The organism is Flavobacteriales bacterium (assembly GCA_016715895.1).
GTDB lineage: Bacteria > Bacteroidota > Bacteroidia > Flavobacteriales_F > PHOS-HE28 > PHOS-HE28.
In genome coordinates this window covers 883,458-902,643 of the sequence record JADJXH010000004.1, presented here as the reverse complement: position 1 = coordinate 902,643, position 19,186 = coordinate 883,458, and the positions used below count along the sequence as shown (strand labels likewise).

Annotated in this window: 15 protein-coding genes; 7 read left to right on the top strand and 8 right to left on the bottom strand. The window is 65.4% G+C overall.

What is annotated here, in order from left to right; genetic code table 11:
• Nucleotides 1–14: 14 nt before the first annotated feature.
• Nucleotides 15–695 carry a hypothetical protein gene (locus IPM49_12490; protein MBK9275339.1) on the bottom strand — a complete coding sequence of 227 codons (681 nt, stop codon included), beginning with the start codon at nt 693–695 and terminating at the stop codon, nt 15–17.
• A gap of 206 nt (nt 696–901) precedes the next feature.
• Here IPM49_12490 and IPM49_12485 point away from each other — a divergent pair, with 206 nt between their 5' ends.
• Nucleotides 902–1,450, top strand: coding sequence for a carboxymuconolactone decarboxylase family protein (locus IPM49_12485; protein MBK9275338.1), 549 nt, complete (start codon nt 902–904; stop codon nt 1,448–1,450).
• A gap of 8 nt (nt 1,451–1,458) precedes the next feature.
• On the opposite strand, the gene IPM49_12480 is transcribed toward IPM49_12485, so the two are convergent.
• From IPM49_12480 to IPM49_12470, 3 genes are read right to left on the bottom strand one after another with little or no spacing between them, the layout of a single operon-like run.
• Entirely contained in the window at nt 1,459–1,845 is a 387-nt protein-coding gene (locus IPM49_12480) for a hypothetical protein (protein MBK9275337.1), read from the bottom strand.
• A 60-nt stretch (nt 1,846–1,905) separates the two neighbouring features.
• Nucleotides 1,906–3,186: a T9SS type A sorting domain-containing protein gene (locus tag IPM49_12475; GenBank protein ID MBK9275336.1), complete on the bottom strand. Its 1,281-nt coding sequence runs from the start codon at nt 3,184–3,186 to the stop codon at nt 1,906–1,908.
• Complete coding sequence (locus IPM49_12470) at nt 3,183–4,253, bottom strand: hypothetical protein (protein ID MBK9275335.1); 1,071 nt, start codon at nt 4,251–4,253, stop codon at nt 3,183–3,185. The genes IPM49_12475 and IPM49_12470 overlap by 4 nt, the downstream gene beginning before the upstream one ends.
• 144 nt (nt 4,254–4,397) lie before the next feature.
• Here IPM49_12470 and IPM49_12465 point away from each other — a divergent pair, with 144 nt between their 5' ends.
• Both IPM49_12465 and IPM49_12460 read left to right on the top strand, forming a co-directional pair.
• Nucleotides 4,398–4,763, top strand: a complete 366-nt coding sequence (locus IPM49_12465; GenBank protein MBK9275334.1) for a BlaI/MecI/CopY family transcriptional regulator — start codon at nt 4,398–4,400, stop codon at nt 4,761–4,763.
• Between the two features lies 1 nt (nt 4,764).
• Nucleotides 4,765–5,883, top strand: coding sequence for a TonB family protein (locus IPM49_12460; protein ID MBK9275333.1), 1,119 nt, complete (start codon nt 4,765–4,767; stop codon nt 5,881–5,883).
• A 113-nt stretch (nt 5,884–5,996) separates the two neighbouring features.
• Here IPM49_12460 and IPM49_12455 read toward each other — a convergent pair whose 3' ends face one another.
• Together IPM49_12455 and ppsA are read right to left on the bottom strand one after the other, a co-directional pair.
• Nucleotides 5,997–7,607 carry a T9SS type A sorting domain-containing protein gene (locus IPM49_12455; GenBank protein MBK9275332.1) on the bottom strand — a complete coding sequence of 537 codons (1,611 nt, stop codon included), beginning with the start codon at nt 7,605–7,607 and terminating at the stop codon, nt 5,997–5,999.
• Between the two features lie 194 nt (nt 7,608–7,801).
• Nucleotides 7,802–10,252, bottom strand: coding sequence for a phosphoenolpyruvate synthase (gene ppsA, locus IPM49_12450; GenBank protein MBK9275331.1), 2,451 nt, complete (start codon nt 10,250–10,252; stop codon nt 7,802–7,804).
• Nucleotides 10,253–10,479: 227 nt separating this feature from the next.
• Between ppsA and IPM49_12445 the strand changes: the two genes are divergently transcribed.
• Nucleotides 10,480–11,700 (top strand): YHYH protein, encoded by a 1,221-nt coding sequence (locus IPM49_12445; protein ID MBK9275330.1) that lies wholly within the window; start codon nt 10,480–10,482, stop codon nt 11,698–11,700.
• Nucleotides 11,701–11,706: 6 nt separating this feature from the next.
• On the opposite strand, the gene IPM49_12440 is transcribed toward IPM49_12445, so the two are convergent.
• Nucleotides 11,707–13,299 (bottom strand): T9SS type A sorting domain-containing protein, encoded by a 1,593-nt coding sequence (locus IPM49_12440; GenBank protein MBK9275329.1) that lies wholly within the window; start codon nt 13,297–13,299, stop codon nt 11,707–11,709.
• 459 nt (nt 13,300–13,758) lie between these two features.
• Here IPM49_12440 and IPM49_12435 point away from each other — a divergent pair, with 459 nt between their 5' ends.
• From IPM49_12435 to IPM49_12425, 3 genes are all read left to right on the top strand, one after another.
• The gene (locus tag IPM49_12435) at nt 13,759–16,077 is read left to right on the top strand and encodes a S8 family serine peptidase (GenBank protein MBK9275328.1); all 2,319 of its coding nucleotides are present in this window, start codon (nt 13,759–13,761) and stop codon (nt 16,075–16,077) included.
• A 277-nt stretch (nt 16,078–16,354) separates the two neighbouring features.
• Nucleotides 16,355–17,179 (top strand): DUF3108 domain-containing protein, encoded by an 825-nt coding sequence (locus tag IPM49_12430; protein MBK9275327.1) that lies wholly within the window; start codon nt 16,355–16,357, stop codon nt 17,177–17,179.
• Between the two features lie 83 nt (nt 17,180–17,262).
• On the top strand, nt 17,263–18,534 hold the full coding sequence (locus IPM49_12425; protein MBK9275326.1) for a peptidoglycan DD-metalloendopeptidase family protein: 1,272 nt from the start codon (nt 17,263–17,265) through the stop codon (nt 18,532–18,534).
• Here the strand turns inward: IPM49_12425 and IPM49_12420 are convergent.
• Nucleotides 18,516–19,175, bottom strand: a complete 660-nt coding sequence (locus IPM49_12420) for an NAD-dependent dehydratase (GenBank protein ID MBK9275325.1) — start codon at nt 19,173–19,175, stop codon at nt 18,516–18,518. The genes IPM49_12425 and IPM49_12420 overlap by 19 nt on opposite strands.
• Nucleotides 19,176–19,186: the final 11 nt, after the last annotated feature.

Sequence of the window (19,186 nt, the reverse complement as noted above, 5' to 3'; positions counted from 1 at the left end):
CCGACCCTCTCCGTTCACTCGCAGAGCTGATCGTGAATGAAGACGTGCTCGGCGAAATCCTCGAGGCGCATCTTGTCGCCGCTGTAGAACTCCACCATCACCTTGCAGTCGCCGAAGACGGTGGTGAGCGCCTCCTTCTTGTACATGTTCTTCTTCACCTTGATGGCCTCCCCGCTGCCGGCCTTCACCACGAAGTAGGACTTGTCGTCCCCGCCGCCGGTCTGTTGGGCCATCGGGTCCTGGAACACCTTCATCTTCTTGTCGAAGCCCGGGTTGAGCAGCTGCATCATCACCTTCTTGTCCTTGCCGGGCGGCGAGGTCTGCACATAGAACACCCACTCGCGGTTGAGCACCTCCCCGAAGTCCTGCTTGAGGAACTTGCTCATGTTGGGCTGCGAGAGCATCGTGGTCACGTTCATGAACTTCGAGGGCTTCACGCGCACCTCGGAGAGCTCCTCCGCTTTGAACTTGTGCTTCTCACCGGCCGCATCCTTGATGGTGATGCTCTGCAACTGGCCCATGTTCAACATGCACGAAGGCACGGTGCCCGCGACATCACGGCCGTCCAAGGTGATGGCGTGCACCTCCTTGGACATCATGATGCCCGAGGCATCCATGGGTGTGATGAACTGTTGTGCCGAGGTTGAGGCTGCGGCCAGCAGGGCGACAGCACAGAGATGGATCGAGGTCCGCATGTCCGGTAGGGTTTTGGTGCAGCGAAGCTCCGGGAACCGGACATTCGGCGTGTCATTGGAACCAATGAACCACCGGCCACCCCATCGACCAGGCCGGTCCGCATCACAGGGAGGGTGATCCGCCCCTTTTACGCCGTGCTTGGTCCAGCAACGTGCTCATCCCATTCGCGTGCGCAGGACCTTCGGAGCACACGCACCGCATCCCCATGGCCCACATCACCCTGCGCAACGAGGAACTGCCCGGCATCGTCGGGCTCATGCACTTCCGGCCCGAGACCGCCGAGCCCTTGAACGCCCTGGTGGAGGTGCTGCTGCGGGGCCCCTCCACCCTGACCAGTGGCGAGCGCGAGCTCATCGCCTCCTCGGTGAGCTGGTGGAACAACTGTCACTTCTGCCACCACTGCCATGGAGCGGCCGCCGCCGCGCACCTTCAGCGCGGGCCCGAGTTCATCGACGCCATCAAGGCCGGCCTGCCCGACGAGCCGCTGAGCCCCAAGATGCGCGCCCTGCTGGCCATCGCCAGGCACGTGCAGGAGGGCGGGCTGAAGGTGACCGAGGCCGACATCGCCACGGCGCGCACCGCCGGGGCCACGGATGTGGAGATCCACGACACGGCGCTGATCGCCGCCGCCTTCTGCATGTACAACCGGTATGTGGACGGCCTCGCCACCTGGCGCCCCGAACCCAAGGAGGCGTACATGGACATGGGCGAACGGCTCGCGCACCAAGGCTACCTGAACTCGATCCCGGCCTGAGGGCTGGTTCACTTCAACCGCCGCGCGATCCACGCCGCGCCGAAGGCCTCCACCAGGCTCCACGGCACGGCCACCGGCAGGATGTCCATGGGCAGCACACCGAGGTTTCCGATCACCACCCACATGAGCAGGAAGCCCACCCACCACGCGGTGAGCCCCACGGCCCAGAGCGCGTAGCGCTGCGCCAGCCACACCACCACCACAGCGAAGAGCAGGGCCCAGAGACCCCACACGGCCCCATTGAGCGGAGCGGCCGGGAAGGTGAGGCCCAACTCGGCATAGTGTGAGGTCCAGTGCTCGGCCAGTACGACCTGGTTCCGCACGAACTCGTTGATCGAGACCCAGATGGTGATCGCCAGCACGGCCACCACGGTGCGAAGTGCATCCCAGCGCATGGCCGAAATGTAGCAGGCACGACCGCAACCCGGGCATCAACGCCCACCAGTGCGATCCGATCAACGCACCATGAACGGTGCGACACGCAGGCCTTGGGGGTCCGCGACCCGCAGGATGTAATGGCCCGCGGTCAGGTCCCGTACATCGAGGTCATGGCCACCGTCGCTCCTCACCACGGCCTGAACACAGCGCCTGCCCGCGACATCCACGACCTCCAGTTCCGAGTTGCCCGGTATCAGTCCGTCCACCCGGATGACCTCCGTCGCGGGAACGGGCGCGAGGTGCAGCGCCGAACGTTCGCGGTGCGGAACGCCGGTGGAGATGTCGGGGGACCATCCCAGGACGAAGCCCGGGCCCGGAACGCTCTCCCGACCGGCCAGGAACAGGCGGTCGCCCGAACTGACCACATCCTCCAGCGGATGCGGCCAGGTGCCCGTGAACGCGATGGTGCCGGTGCTGTCCGTGCCCTCCAGCCGTCCCGTGGCCCCGGCGAGACTCACCCACGTGGAAGCGTTGTCGTCCACCGCCAGGCCGGTGAGGGCCCACCCCGCACCGAGGTTGATCGTCCGGTTCCAGCGCAGCGTGCCGGTCGTATCCACCTGACCCATGTCCAACACACCGCCCAACTTCATCACCGCGTAATGCAGTACACCGCCCAGCAGTTCAAGTCGTTCGTTCAGGACCTGCCCCGAGCTCGGGATCGGCAGGAAGACCGGGTTCGAAAGCGTGTCCCGTGCATACACCCGGACATGCGGCGGGCTCAGCACGAAGATGCGCTCAGCTGTAACGGCCATGCTCGCGCCGATCTGAAAGGTGTACAGCACGGTGTCCTTCGGCCACAGTGCGGTGGTGTAGGTGCGCAGGCTGCCCTGATCCAGAAGAACATGACCATGCTCATCCCAGTGCGCATCGTAAATGGTCCGCTTCGTCCCCAGCATCCTCTGTTCCATGGTGGCGACATCCAGTGTACGAAACGTGGAATTGCGGATGTGTGCCGGCCCTGTGGTCCGCGTGACCAGCACCATCGAATCATTGCGGACACGAAGGCGGTCAAGGTATGATGCCGAGTTCAGTGGATCGTCGATCGGAGGAACGCGGTGTTGCGGCACCGTGGATCCATGGGGAAGCCCGTCGGCCTGCAGCGCCTCGAACTCGTAGTAGTAAGGCCAGAACGAGAACAGGTAACTGGCCAGCAACCTGTTCATCCCCTGATCCCAAGCCAGGCGCGTGGGGGCATTGGAGCTCGGCAGGGTCACCGTCCAGATGGGCAGCAGAGGTGCCTGGCCTGACAGCCTCATGACGAGCAGGAGCCCGGCGAGCGCGTGCAACAGGCGGATCATGGGGTCGGGTTGACGTGCATGACGAAGCTGGCCCCATTGGAGGCACCGAACAGCAGAAGATCATCTGCCCAGCCACGAAGGTCCTTGAACTCGCTTCCATAGGAGGCGTTGTTCCACGATCCGGTGGACCGATCCAGCCAGATCAGGCGATCGTTCACCGCGGTCCATAAACGCCCGTGTAGGTCGGCGAACAAGCCCACGGGATGGTTCGGCAACGGGATCGTGGTGGTCCAACTCGCTCCCTGGCCCAGGCGATAGGCCCCCACCTGCAGTTGCGCTCCGCCGAACTGAGCGACCCAGAACAACGTGTCGTGGGCGAGGGCGGTCTTCAAACCAAGCCCCGGCCCGCCCGAGAACACGACCTCCGCTCCGAGGACCACGCCGGTCCCGGCATCCACCCGGGTCATGCTCCCCAGAACGCTCATCGCCAGGACCGTATCGCCGAACAGCTCGAGCTGAGAGAATGGCGGAATGCAGTTGCACCATATCATCTGAGCACCATCCAAGCGGTACAGCCTCGATCCGCATAACGGATACTCGGACCTCCCGCTGTACACCGTGCCATCCACACCCAAGGCCGCGATATGAAAAGGTGTCGTCCCAACGAGCGGCTCACACGCGTAGGCGAGCGGATTCCCGAACAGGGGGCTTCCGCCCAGATAGGCGCCACCCAGGTGCTCGAACGTGTACCAATGGGAACCGGCCGACGGCGCCGTGACAACTTCGATCGGATCCAGGGTTTGACCGATGCAGTAGGACGTTGGTGGGTACTCCATGATCCCCTGATCGTCAAACCGAAGGGCCTGCCAGTAGTTGATGCAGGTCGGATCGATGAGCATCAACTCCGCGCTCGATGCCTGTGACGCATAGGAGACCAACCCCACACCGTCACTGAGGATCTGGTCATGCACCCACTGCACATCCAGTGGCGGTTGCGCGCACGCCAGACCCATGACGACCCCGCCGGCCCAGCAGCCCGCCAGTACCGACGCGCGCAGACGGTTCCGCATCATGCCAGCAAGACGCGTAGTAGGAAACGGGGTTGCCCGAGGAGGTGGAACCGCCATGGCCGGTCGGGTCGAAGGCCACCGTGCCGAACTCGGAGGTCCCCGCCACCATTTCTCTGCCCATCGGACCCGGTCCCGTCCCTGGCCCAACCGTTCAACTAATATTTTCGTCCTACGACTAATTCCTTCGTTATCCTTGCGGCGATGGAACGACTGACCCGTGCCGAAGAGGAAGTGATGCAGGTGCTGTGGCGCATCGGACCCGCCTTCGTGAAGGACATCCGACAGGCGATGCCGAAGCCGCGGCCGGCCATCACCACGGTGAGCACCATCGTGCGCATCCTGGAGGCCAAGGGCTTCGTGGACCATGAGGTGCTGGGCCGCAGCCACCGCTACAGCGCCCGGGTCCTGAAGGCCGAATACGCCCACCGCAGCGCGCGCCGCCTGCTGAAGGACTACTTCGCCGGTTCGCCCCAGGCCCTGGTGTCCAGCTTCATCGAGCGGGCCGACATCGATGCACGCGAGCTGGAGGCGCTCATCGCCCTGTTGAAGCAACAACGCAAGCGCTGATATGGACCTCCTCCCCCTCTACCTCCAGGTGAATCTGGCGTTCGCGGTGCTGCTGGCCGGGTACGCGCTGGGCCTGCGGCACAGCCCCCTGCTGGATGCGCGCCGTGCGTTCCTGCTGCTCGCTCCGGTCCTGGCCCTCTTCCTTCCGCACATGCCCAGCATGGCGGTGACGGCCGCGCTCGCTCCCATCGCCCTACCGGCCATCACCGTGCTTCCGACCCCTGAAGTCGCTGAGGGTCCGGCGCGCACCCTCTGGGTCATGCACGGCGCGGTGAGCCTGCTGCTGCTGGGGCGGCTGCTTTGGCGCATCGTCGCGGCATGGCGGATCGTGCACAGGGGCGGTCCCCACCCGGTGGCCTTCCTGGGACGGGTGCATCTGCCGGCGCATCTGGCCGGAGCGGAACGCGAGGCCATCCGCCAGCACGAACTCGCGCATGTGCGCCTCGGCCATTCCTACGACCTCATCGCCTTCGAAGTGCTGGCGGCGCTGTGCTGGACGAACCCGCTCTGGTGGCTGGCCCTGCGCGAACTGCGCCTGGTGCACGAGCTGCAGGCCGATCGCATCGCGGACCGTTCCACACCCGACTACGGACGCACCCTGCTGGCGCACGCCCTGGGCTCCGATCCGCGGCATCTGCTCCATCCCTTCACCAACACATCCCTGAAAACCCGATTGACCATGCTGAACACACCCCGCTCCCCCCGCCGTGCGCTGCTGCGCCTGCTGCCCGCCGCCGCCCTCACCCTGTGCGGCCTGGTCTGGCTCGCCGCCACACCGCTGCATGCGCCCGCCTCGAAGGCCGTGGTGCTCCCCGGCACTGATCGCGCCGCCGAATATCCCGGCGGCATGGAGGCCCTCGCCGCCTACCTCGGCAAGGCCGTCACCTATCCGGCCGGGGCCCGTGCCGACGGCGTGGAAGGCACCGTGTTCGTCGCCTTCACCGTGCAGGCCGATGGCCGCGTGACGGATGCATCCCTGAAGCGCGGCGTGCGCAGCGACCTCGATCAGGAAGCCCTGCGCGTGGTGAGCGCCATGCCCGCCTGGACACCCGCGGCAAAGGACGGCAAGCCGGTGGCCTCGCAGATGACGCTGCCGATCGCCTTCAAGCTGGGCGAATAGGACAGCGCGTGTGATCGCGCTATCCTGCGAAGGCCTGCTCCAACTTGGCAATGGCCCAGCCAAATGGGCATCCCGGCCGAGGCTCATGGGAGCTAGCCATGAAGGACTGTGGCTCACTCGATAACCAATCGACCGTGTGTTACATCACCGTCCCCCATCACGCGCAGGCAGTAGGCACCGGAGGTCAACCCGGCTACCTGTAGAACAGACAGCCCTCCACCAACAAGCGCTTCCGATAGAACAGTTCTTCCGCTGGCATCAATGATCGCTACCTGCATCTGACCTGGCCGATCACTGAGATCAACCTGCACCAGATCACTTGCCGGGTTCGGGAACACAGCGATCTGGGAACCATGATCGAACTGCGGAATTCCGGTGGTTATCCAATAGCCCAACAGAATGAGCTGCCCTCCATTCGTACTGTTCCTGGACGCCCCGACGTAGAAGAAGTTCCCGCCATCCCAGCGGATCTCCCCTGGATAGTGGTAGTCAAACAGTGCCGTTGAGAATGGCGAGTACCAGAGCTGGGTTCCGTTCAGATCGAACTTGACTGTATGGACCACGCTAATGCCCTCAGGTGCTCCTTCGCTCCGTCCGGTCACATACACGCTGCCTTGGGCATCAACGAACATGGAACGTGCATCATCCCATCCCGTTCCGGCTCCGTAGTGCTGACCCCATACAACATCTCCATTGGGGTCCAACTTCACGATCATGTAATCATCCCGAGACCCATTCGTGGCGAATTCCGTCCCTGTGAAATAGACGTTCCCGAGGTCGTCGATCTGAAGGTCTTCCAGCGTCTCACGGCCATTGTACCACGGCGGGTTGAAGAATGGAGGTGCATTGTAAACGGTGGTCCAGAGGTGGCTGCCCGCAGTGTCGTAACACGCCACGAGCACATCACTGCTGTCGAGGTCATTATGTGTGAAATGTCCACCGACATACACCCGATCGTCCTTGACACGGATCACTCGACCGAATGAAAAATGGGACCCACCCTCGCGTCTGATCCAAAGCTGCGTTCCGTCCGGTGCATACTTGATCGTCGCGAAATCCCCGTTGATCGTGTCATGGCTTAGTCCGGTAACGTAGATATTATCGGCTGCATCTATGGCGATATCAACACCCCCGTATGTGCCTCCAAAATCAGTAGGTGGTGAGTGCTGTGCAACCCAAAGTTGGTTGCCGTTCCCATCGTACTTCACTGTGAACCAATCAAACTTGTAGTCCGGACGATCGCCGAACCCCGTGATCATCACGTTTCCCTGTCCATCCACACAAAGGGCGGAAGCCCTGTCGAGGTTGTTCGGTCCTATGCCGGAGTAGGTGGCCGACCATTCTACCATCCCGCTCGGGGAGATCTTCTTGGTCAGGTAGTTGGACCCGGTCGAGCCGATCGTATCATAGTCCGTCGTGCCAACATAGACGTAGTTGGAGTCATCAATATCGATGTCCGTCAATTGCCCGTAATCGAGGAATTCAACGGCCCAGTCTTGAACAAAACCCTGTCCAGAGTACTTCACCACCATTCCCATGCGCCATCCGATGGTATCCGTGGCCACACCGTACATCCAGATATCGCCTTCCGAATTCACCTCCATGTCATTCAGGTAGTGGTGCTTGTTCGGCGCCTGCTGATATATGTTCGACCAGAAAGGAAGTACTTGCGCTTGAGATGGGAACTGTTGCAACAGGCACCCGAACAAGATCGCACGACGCATGACCATCATTATTATAAGCCAAGGTACAAAAGGGGCCATCTAGCGAATGGCACCTCGAATGACCCGACCAGAGTACCCACTCCCCTCAGTTGCGCCCTTGGCTCATCCCCCGGCGCCGCGCGTCCTTCCAAAAAGCGCGGCCTCCCAAATGACGCTGCCCATCGCCTTCAAGCTCGGCGAATAGGACAGCGCGATCACACGCGCTGCTCTGCGACGGCGCGCTCCACCTCGGCAATGGCCCGGCGGGTCTTCAACAGGCTGTCCGGCGTCACGCTGATGGAGTCGATGCCGAGCTCCACGAGGAATTGCGCGAAATCGGGGTGGTCGCTGGGGCCCTGCCCGCAGATGCCCACCTTGGTGCCCGTGCGCTTGGCCGTGCGGATGAGCTGCTCCAGCATGCGCTTCACGGCGGGGTTGCGCTCGTCATAGAGGTGCGAGACCAGCGCGCTGTCGCGGTCCAGTCCGAGGGTGAGCTGCGTGAGGTCGTTGCTGCCGATGGAGAAGCCGTCGATGTGCTGCGCGAACTCCTCGGCCATGAGGATGTTGCTGGGGATCTCGGCCATGAGGTAGAGCTCCAGCCCCTCCTTGCCGCGCTCGAGCCCGTACTCCTTCATCACCTTCTTCACCGCGAGCAGTTCCTCCACCGTGCGGCAGAAGGGGATCATCACCACCACGTTCTTCAGGCCCATCTTCTCGCGCACCCGCCGGATGGCCTTGCACTCCAGGCCGAAGGCCTCCTTGTACGCGTCGCTGTAGTAGCGTGAGGCGCCGCGCCAGCCGATCATCGGGTTCTCCTCGTGCGGCTCGTAGTGCTCGCCCCCGAGCAGGTTGCGGTACTCGTTGCTCTTGAAGTCGCTGAAGCGCACGATCACCTTGTTGGGGTGGAAGGCCGCGGCGATCTTGGCGATGCCGTAGCTCAGGCGCTTCACGAAGTAGGTCTCCTCGTCCTCGTAGCCGTGGATGAGGTAGCTGATCTTGCCGCTGAGGGTGACATCGCCGAGCTCCTTGTGCTGCAGCAGGGCCAGCGGGTGCGCCTGGATGTAGTTGTTGATGATGAACTCTTCGCGCGCCAGGCCCACACCCGCGTTGGGCAGCGCGGCGAACTTGAACGCGAGGTCGGGACTGGCCACGTTGAGCATGATGCGCGTGCGCACATCAGGCAGATCGGTGAGCATCGTCTCCTCCTTGCGGAAGGGGATGATGCCGTCATAGATCACCCCGTTGTCGCCTTCACAACAACTGGCGGTCACCTGCATGCCCGTGTCCAGCAGTTCGGTGGCGTTGCCACAGCCCACGATGGCGGGCACGCCCATCTCGCGCGCCACGATGGCGGCATGGCAGGTGCGGCCGCCTTTGTTGGTGATGATGGCGCTGGCCTTCTTCATGATCGGCTCCCAATCGGGGTCGGTCATGTCGGTCACCAGGACATCGCCCTGCTTGAAGTCCTTGCCGTCCATGCCGCCACCCCGGCCATCGAGGCTGTAGAGGATGCGCACCGTGCCGGCGCCGACGCGGTCGCCGATGGCGATGCCCTTGGCGATCACCTTGGGCTGCGCGACCCCTTCGGGGTGATCGAGCTTGAACTCCACCACACGGTCGTCGGCCTTGCGGCTGTGGATGGTCTCGGGCCGGGCCTGCACGATGAACAAGCCCCCGGTGAGCCCGTCCACGGCCCACTCCACGTCCATGGGGCACCAGGTGCCTTTCTTGTCGCTGTAGTACGTCTCGATGGCCACCACGCTGCGCGCGATCTCCAACGCCTGCTCGTCGGTGACGCAGAAGCGGTTGCGCTGGGCGCGTTCGGTGGGGATCACGGAGGTGGGCTTTCCGGGCTCCACGCCGTAGATCATCTTGCGGTCCTTGTTGCCGATCTTCTTCTCGATGATGGCGCTGTAGCCCTTGGCCAGCGTGGGCTTGAACACGATGAACTCGTCGGGGCTCACCGCGCCCTGCACCACCATCTCGCCCAATCCATAGCTGCCGTTGATCAGCACCACGTCCTTGAACCCGCTCTCGGTGTCGAGGCTGAAGGCCACGCCGCTGGCGCCCAGGTCCGAGCGCACCATCTTCTGCACGCCCACGCTGAGGCCGATGTCGAAATGGTCATAGCCGCGGGTCTGCCGGTACACGATCGCGCGGTCGGTCCACAGCGAGGCGAAGCAGTTGCGCACCGCGGCGATCAGGTCCTGATGTCCGCGGATGTTGAGGTAGGTCTCCTGCTGGCCGGCGAACGACGCATCCGGCAGGTCCTCGGCGGTGGCGGAAGAACGCACGGCCACATCGGTGGCCTCCTGGCCGTACTTGCCACTGAGCTCATCGTAGTGCGCCATGATCCCCTTCCAGATGGGCTCGGGGAACTTGCCGTTCTTGATCAGGGTGCGCACCGCAAGGCCGGTGCGGCGGATGTTCTCCACATCATCCGCATCGAGCGCGGACACGATGTCGCGGATCTTCTGGTCGAGCTCGTTGTGTGCGATGAAGGCCTCGTAGCTCGCGACGGTGACCACGAAGCCACCAGGCACGTTCACCCCCAGCTTGCCCAGGTGCTGGATCATCTCGCCCAGGCTGGCGTTCTTGCCGCCCACGGTGGGGATGTCCTTCAGTTCGACCTCATGGAGCCATCGGAGGTGGGCGGTGGTGCTCATTGGCGGACGGGGTTCGTGTAAAAGCCGCGTATACGGGCCGGGTGAAAGATGGTTCAAGAAGGCAGCCGACATCGCTGATGCCGATCAGTCGCCCGCCCCCTCCGATCCGTGCACCACACCTGATCGTCCGGCCCACGTGACCTATGCGCATGTGCGCAGCCTCCCGGGGTCCAGGTCGGGAATTGAACCTTTGGGCGACCTTGCGGTCCAAGGCCGACCCCATCCCCATGCGAGCGTTCCACCTCCCCCTCCTGCTGGCCACCACCACCGCCTTCGCCCAAGGCCCCGAGGTCACCTCGTGGATCATCAACCCCGGCAACGAGACCGGCTACGGCGGCATCGCCACCAACGTGCTCAGCGTGCACTACACCGCAGCGGACGTGTACGTCACCAGCACCTGCATCCCCGGCTACGACATCGGCCCGTGGGCCGGCAACCCCAACAGCCCGGCCAACCAGAACTTCTGCTTCCGCATCACCCGCTCACCGCAGCCCAACACCGGAACGCCGGTGGCCACCCAACTCGGTCACATCGGCGTGTGGCGCAACGGCGTCAGCATCTTCAACGCCCTTGACGGCATGAGCTACAACAACCAGGGCGTGTGGAACCGCGATGCGTTGTTCTGGGAAGGCAGCAGCTTCGACCTCTGCCTGGGCCATCCCGCGCCCAACGGCGAGTACCACCACCACGTGTCGCCGAACTGCCTCTACGACCACTTGAACGACCAGCAGCACAGCGACCTCATCGGCTACGCGTTCGATGGGTATCCTGTTTACGGAGCCTATGGCTTCGCCAACCCGGATGGCACAGGCGGCATTGTGCGCATGCGCAGCAGCTACCAGGTACGCCCCATCAGCGCCCGCACCACGCTGCCCGATGGCACCGCCCTGCCCGCCAACCAGCATGGGCCCGCCGTCAACGCCCAATATCCGCTCGGCGCCTTCATCGAGGACCATGAGTACGTGGCCAGCAGCGGCGAGCTGGATGAACACAACGGTCGCTACGGCGTAACGCCCGAATACCCGGGCGGTATCTACGCCTACTTCGTCACCCTGAACGATCAGCTGGAGCCGGCCTATCCGTACGTCATCGGCCCCACCTACTACGGCACGGTGGCGCCGGGCAACACCGGACCCGGCAGTGGCCACAACACGGTACCCGGTGGTGCCGTGCTCTACGACCCCGGAACCACGGCCATCCTCGAGCACCGGGCGCTGGAGGTGACGGCGCAGCCGGTGCCTGCCGATGGCGTGGTGCTGCTGCGATCAACCGGTGCTCGCCTCGACTCGGTGGAACTGTTCGACGCACAGGGGCGCGCCGTGCTGGTGACCGCGCCCCGCGCCTTGGAAGTGGTGCTGGACCTGTCCCCGTTGCCCAGTGGGGCCTATTGCGCGCTGCTGCGCGGTGCGGATGGCTCCGTGGTGCGTATACGCGTGGTGCGGGCGTAGGGCGACCTACTCCTTCATCACCCGACCGGACCACACGCCATCAGCTGTGCTCACCAACACGCTGTAGCAGCCGGCCGGCAGGCCGCCCAGATCCAGCTCCGCAGCCGATCCCCGCAGCAGGGCCGACCGCACTTCGCGACCGAGCGCATCCACCACGCGGACGTCCATCTCCGCTGGTGCCTCATTCTCCCGCCGGATCGTGAGCCGGCCCGTGGTCGGATTGGGGAACAGCACGATCCCTGTTGCCTCCGCTTCGATCGCACCCACACCGTTGGTGCCTGAGATCGATACCTGCAGTTCAGTGGGATCGCTGGAACAGTTGGACTGCCCGGTGTTGTTGGCCACCACGGACACCACGCCCACCGGGCCGGAACCCCAGGTGACGTCGATGCTGTTGGTGGTGGAGCTTCCGGTGCCGCCGCTGATGGTCCACGTCCACGTGTGGCCGGCGATGAAGGGCACGGTGTAGGTCATGACCGAACCCGGAGCCACGGCAGCCGGTCCGGTGATGGAGGCCGGGGCCGGGGGCAGGGGACCACCGACAAGCACGGCCAGCTCCGGACCACCGAAGGAGCCCGCGTACACCGTGTCACCCGCCACAAGGATGGCCTGCACCGTGCTCCAGCCGTTGCTGATCGGGGCCGCGTTCCAGCAGGTGGCGGCCCCGGTGGCCAGGTCGAGCTGGGCGATCCGGTAGCGCGTCTGGCCCCCCATCAGGTACGAGTTGCCCCCCACCCAAATGCGGTCGCCGCCCGGGAACAGGCTCAGCACCTCGTAGCTGCTGTTGTTCGGGTTGAAGGGCGCCAGCGTCCCGTTGGGCGTGAAGGCCGCCACGCCCTGTCGGTTCTGCCCGGCGATCACATCGTAGTCGCCGCCCACCACCACGTGGTCGTTGGTGCGCACGATGGAGGTGATGCCGAAGTTGTTCACCGCCGGCTGCGGGTGCCAGGTGCTGTCCAGCTCGCCCGTGGACAGGTGGAAGCGGCACAGGTCGTCGAACATGGACGCGCCTGTTGCGAAGCGGAAGTCGCCCCCCGCGTACACGAAGCCATCGGCCACCAGCAGCGCATTGATGTAGCCCTGCTCCTCGAAGTTCGGCGTGCTCTCCCAGCCGGTGGGCAGGCTGGTGGTGGCATCCACCGCCACGATGCGGCAGGGGCTGAACGGGCAGTAGTAGAAGGTGCTGCCCTGCGCCGCCACGCCCTGGCGCCAGCTGACGAAGTTGGCCACGTCGATCCACGGCTCGAGCGCACCCGTGGCCAGGTCGAACATGGCGATGCCCAGCCGTGACTGGCCGTTCACCGCGCTGAAGGAGCCGCCGGCGATCAGCTTGTCGCCCGCACGCGTGATCGTGTTCACGTAGTTGTTGTCCACCTGCGGAGCCCAGCTGTCCAGCGCCCCGGTGGCCGCGTTGAAGCGGGCCAGGCGCGTGTACGGCTGGCCGTTCACCGTGGTGAAGCCACCGCCGATGTACACCGTGCCGCCGATCTTCTCGATGGCGTACACATCGATGTTCGGGTCGGGCATGTTGGGCACCAGGGTCTGGGCCAGGGAACAGGAAGCGGCCAGCAGAGCGGCCACGAGGACGGGTCGACGCATGGATCGGAAGCGCCAAGCGTTGGTGCCCGGGGCCACGCCTTGCAAGACGGGGCGTTGTAGCGACGGTTGCCGATGTGTTGCGTAGACGTGGACACTGGTGGATCTACCGATCCCGCGCCACCAGCAAGGGGAGTGACCACACCAGAACACCGCGCAGTGCTCGCACCTTCAGCCGCGCTGATGCTCGAGCTGCCCGCCCTGGCGCCCGGGCCCTACCACCTGCTCATTGTCGGGGAGGACGGTGCGCAGGTGGTGAAGCTGCTGCACACGAACGCACCGTAGATACTGGCCGAAGGCAGCCGGGTTTCCGCTGACCGATCCGCCAATGGACCACAAGCACCACCTACCGGCGTAGAGCCGGGAACTGCGACACGCTTCGCGCGCATCGTGGACATCCGCATCAGCCGGCCCTTTGCCGGGTCATCCCGGCCTTCTACCTTACCCCACCAACCGCACCCCATGCGCAACACCTCCGCCGCTGCACCCCTGCAGGCCCGCACCAGCCTGTCCGTGATCGTTGGTGTGCTCGTCCTGCTCGCTGCACCCTGGACGGTGAAGGCGGTGGCACCACCCACGGTGATCCACCACAAGGCGCACGTTCCCCTGCGTCCGGACCCCACCCGCATCGCCGTGCAGCTCGAGCCCCAGCGGTACGCCACGGTCCTTCGCGAGGGCCTGCCCGGATTGGGGCTGCACCGGGAACGCGTCGAGCCGCATGCGGTGCACGGTTGGGTGGTGCTGAACACCGCTGCGTTGACGCCGGAGGCGCAACAGGACCTGGTGAACACCATCGCCCGCATGCCCGGCGTCACCTTCGCCGCGGCGGCGTACGTCGACGATCTGGGCGGCCTGATGTTCCCGACGCCACAGGTGCTGGCGGCCTTTGCCGGCGGCATCGATGGCGAACGGCGCGAAGCGCTCGCGCGGCAGGTGGGGCTCACGGTGCACCAGGAGTTCCCCGGCGCGGGGGTCACCGTGCTGCGCAGCCCGCAGCTGCGCACCGGCGCCGAGGTGATCGCCGCCGCCAATGCGCTGGCCCTGCGCGCTGAACTGCTGGAGGCCGAACCCGACATGGTCTTCAGCGGACGTGGCGACCTGGTGCCGAACGACCCGCAGTTCACCAGCTGCTGGGGTCTGCTGAACACCGGGCAGAGCGGCGGCACGGCAGGCATCGACATGAAGGCCTCCCAGGCCTGGGACCTCACGCAGGGCAGCGCCTCCATCATCACGGTGATCATCGACACCGGCGTGGAGCAGACCCACCCGGACATCATGCAGGTGCCGGGCACCAACACCACGAACGACGGCTCGGTGGGCGGCGGACCCGCCAACAGCTTCGACAACCATGGCACCGCCGTGGCTGGCTGCGTCAGCGCCACCATCAACAACAGCCTCGGCACCGTGGGCGTGGCCCCGGGCACACGAAGCGCCAGCGCACGCACCATGATCGGCACCACCAGCAACGGCAACTGGAGCAGCCAGGCCAGCTGGACGGTGGCCTCCCTGGACTGGGCGGTCACCATCGGCGCGCGCGTCACCAACAACAGCAACTACTACGGCTTCACCAGCGCCACCATCGAAACGGCGTACACCAACACGCGCAACGGCGGCATGGTGCACTTCGCCAGCGCCGGCAACGACGCCAGCAACGCGCTGAGCTATCCCAGCAGCCTGCCCACCGTGAACGCTGTCAGTTCCATCACGCGCACCGGCGCCCTGTCCTCCTTCAGCAACTTCAACGCGGGCCTGTCCTTCTCCGCCCCCGGCTCGTCGATCAACAGCACCGACCGCACCGGCAGCGCCGGATACAGCTCCGGCGACTATGCGGTGGTGCAGGGCACCTCCTTCGCCTCGCCCTATGCCGCCGGCGTGGCCGCCCTGGTGCTGAGCGCCGACCCCACCCTCACCGCCGCGGAAGTGGAGCAGGTGCTGCAGACCACCGCCACCGACCTGGGCACCGCCGGCTTCGACATCCAGTACGGCCACGGTCTGGTCAACGCCTTCGCCGCCGTGTCCAATGTGCTGCGACCCCTGGCCACCCCGCGCCTCTTCCTGGAGGGGCCGTACAACAGCAGCACCGGACTGATGAGCGATGCGCTCCGCGCTCAAGGCCTGGTCCCCACCACCGAACCCTACACCGCCCTGGGCTATGCGTACATCGGCGGGGGGGGCGAGACCGTGGCCCCGGCCGTGCTGGCGGTCACCGGCAACAACGCCATCGTGGACTGGGTGCTGATGGAGCTGCGTGATGATGCCGATCCCGACGTGGTGCTGTATGCGCGCGCGGCCCTGCTGCAGCGCGATGGCGATGTGGTCGATGTGGACGGCTTCAGCCCCGTGCGGCTGGATGTGCCGGCCGACCTCTATGTGGTGAGCTTCCGCCACCGCAACCACCTGGCCATCTGCACCAGCGACCTGTGGAACCTCACCCCGGTGTCCATCGCCTGGATGGAGTTCACCGGCACCCTCTTCGGCATCCTGGGCACCGACGCGCGCAAGTCCATCACCGGCGCGTTCCCCACCCGCGCCCTATGGGCCGGCGACGTCACCTTCAACGCCCAAGTGAAATACACCGGCGGTGGCAACGACCGCGACCCCATCCTCACGACCATCGGCGGCACCGTGCCCACCGCCACCCTCAGCGGCCAATACCGCCGCGAGGATGTGAACATGGACGGACAGGTGAAGTACACCGGCGGCAGCAACGACCGCGATATCCTGCTGCAGAACATCGGCGGCACGGTGCCCACGGCGGTGCGGAACGCGCAACTGCCATAGGCGGCGCGGGGCCGTCCTGACATCGTCGTCGTCGCTGCGCTCCGGGGTACCTGGGGTGACCACGACCTCCCGACCCTCGGGATGCACACCAGGTCCGGGTCGCTCAGGCCTGGCCGCGATGCCGTACAGGAGGTGCCTTCGTCCGGTGCGTGTCGTACCGTTCCCTCCTTCGCGCTGGCGGAATAAAGCGGAGGAGGCAGCACACCTTGTGCCGGCACGCAGCGGGCGCCACCGGCTGCGGATGAGCGACCGTACCGATCGGCATCACCTTTGCGTAGTGGACATCATGATCCGTGACGGACTGCTGGTCGGAACGCTGGTGCTGGGCTTTGGTCCTGGCCGGGCGCAGCTGCCGGTCCCCGTGAGCGCGATGGGCGGGGGGGCCGAGCTCCGCACCGTGGACCACAACGCCTTCCGGCCCGGCGAAAAGCTCACCTACGTGGTGCACTACGGCCTGATGGATGCCGGCGAGGCCGTGCTGGAGCTGCAGGAGAGCGACCTCCGCATGGAGGGCCGTCCACTGCTGCATGCCAAGGGGGTGGGTCGCAGCCTGGGGGCCTTCAACCTCTTCTACAAGGTGGACGACCGCTACGACACCTGGTTCGACCGCGATGGCGTGTTCCCCTGGATCTTCAAGCGCAGCGTGAGCGAGGGGGGCTACGAGTTCTCGCAGGACTACGTGTACCTGCAGCACAAGCAGGTGGTGACCACCCAGAAGCAGCGCAGCCATGCCGTGCCGCTTCACGTGCAGGACATGCTCAGCGCCTTCTACTACGCCCGTACGCTCGACCTCTCGAGCGTGACCCCGGGCCAGGAGTTCACCATCCCCTGCTTCCTGGACGATGAACTGTGGCCGCTGCGCATGCGCTTCATCGGCCGCGAAACGATCAAGATCCGCAACGGCCGCTATCGCTGCCTCAAGTTCCAACCGGTGGTGCAGGAGGGCCGCATCTTCGCCACCAACGACGACCTCAACGTGTGGATCACCGACGACGGCAACCGCATCCCGGTGCTGGCCCAGGCCAAGGTGCTGGTGGGTTCCATCAAGATGGAGCTCAGTGGCCATGAGGGGCTTGTGCACCCGATCGCCAAGGTGAAGTAGTCACGCTATCCCCAACGCGCCGTTGAAATGATCCGGGCGCCACAAGCGTTCCCGCTCGGGCGGGTGCTGTTTCTTGCCCATCCATGAGGAGGATCCGACTGTGGGGCTCATTGGCCGGCATGCTGCTGCTGGTGCTCGGCATCGTGTTGACCGTGGACCTGACACCGCCGGTGGAGTACGTGCCCGAGCAGGTCGCGGTGCTGGCCTCGGACACCGTACCCGACCCACCGAGCGCCTATGGAATACCGCTGGATGGTTTCGTCGTGGAACGGAGCAAGGTGCGCAGCGGCAGCACCTTCGGCGACCTGCTGGCCGCGCACGGCATCCCGTATCCGCTGGTGGACAGCCTGGTGCGGATGGCCGAGGGCACCTTCGACGTGCGGCGCATGCGGGCCGGTCATCCCATCGCCTTCATCTTCACCGATGATGCGCACCGCCAGCTCCGCTACTTCGTGTACGAGGCCGACGCCGTGGAGCATGTGGTCTTCACCACCACGCTGCCATTGGACGTTCACGTGCACCGCCGTCCGGTGTCCACCGCCGAGCGTGCCGTGGAGGTGGAGGTGACCGGTGCGCTATACAACGACCTGGCGCGCGCCGGCGTGGATCCGTTGCTGAGCCTGCAGCTGGCCGAGGTCTTCGCCTGGACGGTGGACTTCTACCGCATCCAGAAGGGCGACCGCTTCACCGTGGTCTTCCTGGAGCGCCATGTGGACGGATCGCCGTACGGCGATCCGCAGGTGCTGGCGGCACGTTACAGCAGCGGTGGCCTGGAGCGCGAGGCCTTCCATTTCGCTCCGGACAGTGCAAAGGGCGGCTACTTCGACGCGGAAGGCCACAGCCTGCGCAAGGCCTTCCTCCAGGCGCCCTTGAAGTACAGCCGGATCAGTTCGGGCTTCAGCAAACGGCGATTCCACCCGGTGCAGAAGAGGTTCAAGGCCCACCTGGGCACCGACTACGCCGCGCCTTATGGTACACCGATACAGGCGGTGGGTGATGGCGTGGTGGAAAAGGCGGGCTACACCGCCGGCAACGGCAACTATGTGAAGCTGCGCCACAACGGCACGTACAGCACCCAGTACCTGCACATGCGCAGGATCCTCGTGCGAGCGGGTCAGCGGGTACGCCAGGGCGAAACGATCGGCGAGGTGGGCAGCACGGGCCTGGCCACGGGCCCGCATGTGTGTTTCCGGTTCTGGAAGAACGGGCATCAGGTGGATCACCGCAGAGAGGAGTTCCCCAGCGCCGATCCCGTGGCGCCCGCTCACCGCGAAGCGTTCATGCGCGAACGCGACCGCCTGATGAGCGCCCTGGCCCAGGCCGGCGGCAAGGAGGTTCAGTCCGTGGTGTTCTGACCGGCCATGCGGCGGATGGCGGCGTGGTGATGCACATGCACGCCCGTGCCGGGATGCCGGGCGGCGCACAACAGCGCCGAGGCCAGCACATCATGCGGCATCGGCTTGTAACGATCGGGAAGCAGCGCGGCCACGACCGCCGTAAGGGCGATGCCGATGCGCTCGCCCACGCGCAGTTCCGCTCTCGGTCCCGTGAGGATGGAGGGATGGAACACGTGGAGCGCGGGGAAGCCCAACGCACGCAGGCCCGCCTCCATCTCGCCCTTCACCCGGTTGTAGAAGAAGGCCGAGCGTGCATCAGCACCCACGGCGCTCACCACCCCGCACATCGGCACGCCGATCGCACGCGCCCATCGGCCGATGCCGAGCACCAGTTCATGGTCCACATGACGGAAGCGCGTGCGGTCACCGCCCACCTGCCGCATGGTGGTGCCCAGGGCGATCAGCACGGCATCCACGCGCTGCGCACGCAGTCCGCCGAGCAGGTCCGGGTCGCCGGTCCAGACCTCGAGGCGGGGGTGGGGGGCCAGCGGTTTCCGAGCCAAGGCCACCACGCGGTCCCACCGGGGGTCGGCCAGGGCCTGCTCCAGGACGGACCGGCCCACGAGGCCGGTCGCGCCGGCGATCAACAGGGAAGGCATGGCACAAAGAG

What these genes read in the sequence shown, in the direction of transcription:
- IPM49_12465 (MBK9275334.1), top strand. Translation starts at nt 4,398, where the DNA reads ATGGAACGACTGACCCGTGCCGAAGAGGAAGTGATGCAGGTGCTGTGG.
- IPM49_12435 (MBK9275328.1), top strand. Translation starts at nt 13,759, where the DNA reads ATGCGCAACACCTCCGCCGCTGCACCCCTGCAGGCCCGCACCAGCCTG.
- IPM49_12480 (MBK9275337.1), bottom strand. Translation starts at nt 1,845, where the DNA reads ATGCGCTGGGATGCACTTCGCACCGTGGTGGCCGTGCTGGCGATCACC.
- IPM49_12420 (MBK9275325.1), bottom strand. Translation starts at nt 19,175, where the DNA reads ATGCCTTCCCTGTTGATCGCCGGCGCGACCGGCCTCGTGGGCCGGTCC.
- ppsA (MBK9275331.1), bottom strand. Translation starts at nt 10,252, where the DNA reads ATGAGCACCACCGCCCACCTCCGATGGCTCCATGAGGTCGAACTGAAG.
- IPM49_12485 (MBK9275338.1), top strand. Translation starts at nt 902, where the DNA reads ATGGCCCACATCACCCTGCGCAACGAGGAACTGCCCGGCATCGTCGGG.
- IPM49_12460 (MBK9275333.1), top strand. Translation starts at nt 4,765, where the DNA reads ATGGACCTCCTCCCCCTCTACCTCCAGGTGAATCTGGCGTTCGCGGTG.
- IPM49_12440 (MBK9275329.1), bottom strand. Translation starts at nt 13,299, where the DNA reads ATGCGTCGACCCGTCCTCGTGGCCGCTCTGCTGGCCGCTTCCTGTTCC.
- IPM49_12490 (MBK9275339.1), bottom strand. Translation starts at nt 695, where the DNA reads ATGCGGACCTCGATCCATCTCTGTGCTGTCGCCCTGCTGGCCGCAGCC.
- IPM49_12445 (MBK9275330.1), top strand. Translation starts at nt 10,480, where the DNA reads ATGCGAGCGTTCCACCTCCCCCTCCTGCTGGCCACCACCACCGCCTTC.
- IPM49_12475 (MBK9275336.1), bottom strand. Translation starts at nt 3,186, where the DNA reads ATGATCCGCCTGTTGCACGCGCTCGCCGGGCTCCTGCTCGTCATGAGG.
- IPM49_12425 (MBK9275326.1), top strand. Translation starts at nt 17,263, where the DNA reads ATGAGGAGGATCCGACTGTGGGGCTCATTGGCCGGCATGCTGCTGCTG.
- IPM49_12455 (MBK9275332.1), bottom strand. Translation starts at nt 7,607, where the DNA reads ATGCGTCGTGCGATCTTGTTCGGGTGCCTGTTGCAACAGTTCCCATCT.
- IPM49_12470 (MBK9275335.1), bottom strand. Translation starts at nt 4,253, where the DNA reads ATGGCGGTTCCACCTCCTCGGGCAACCCCGTTTCCTACTACGCGTCTT.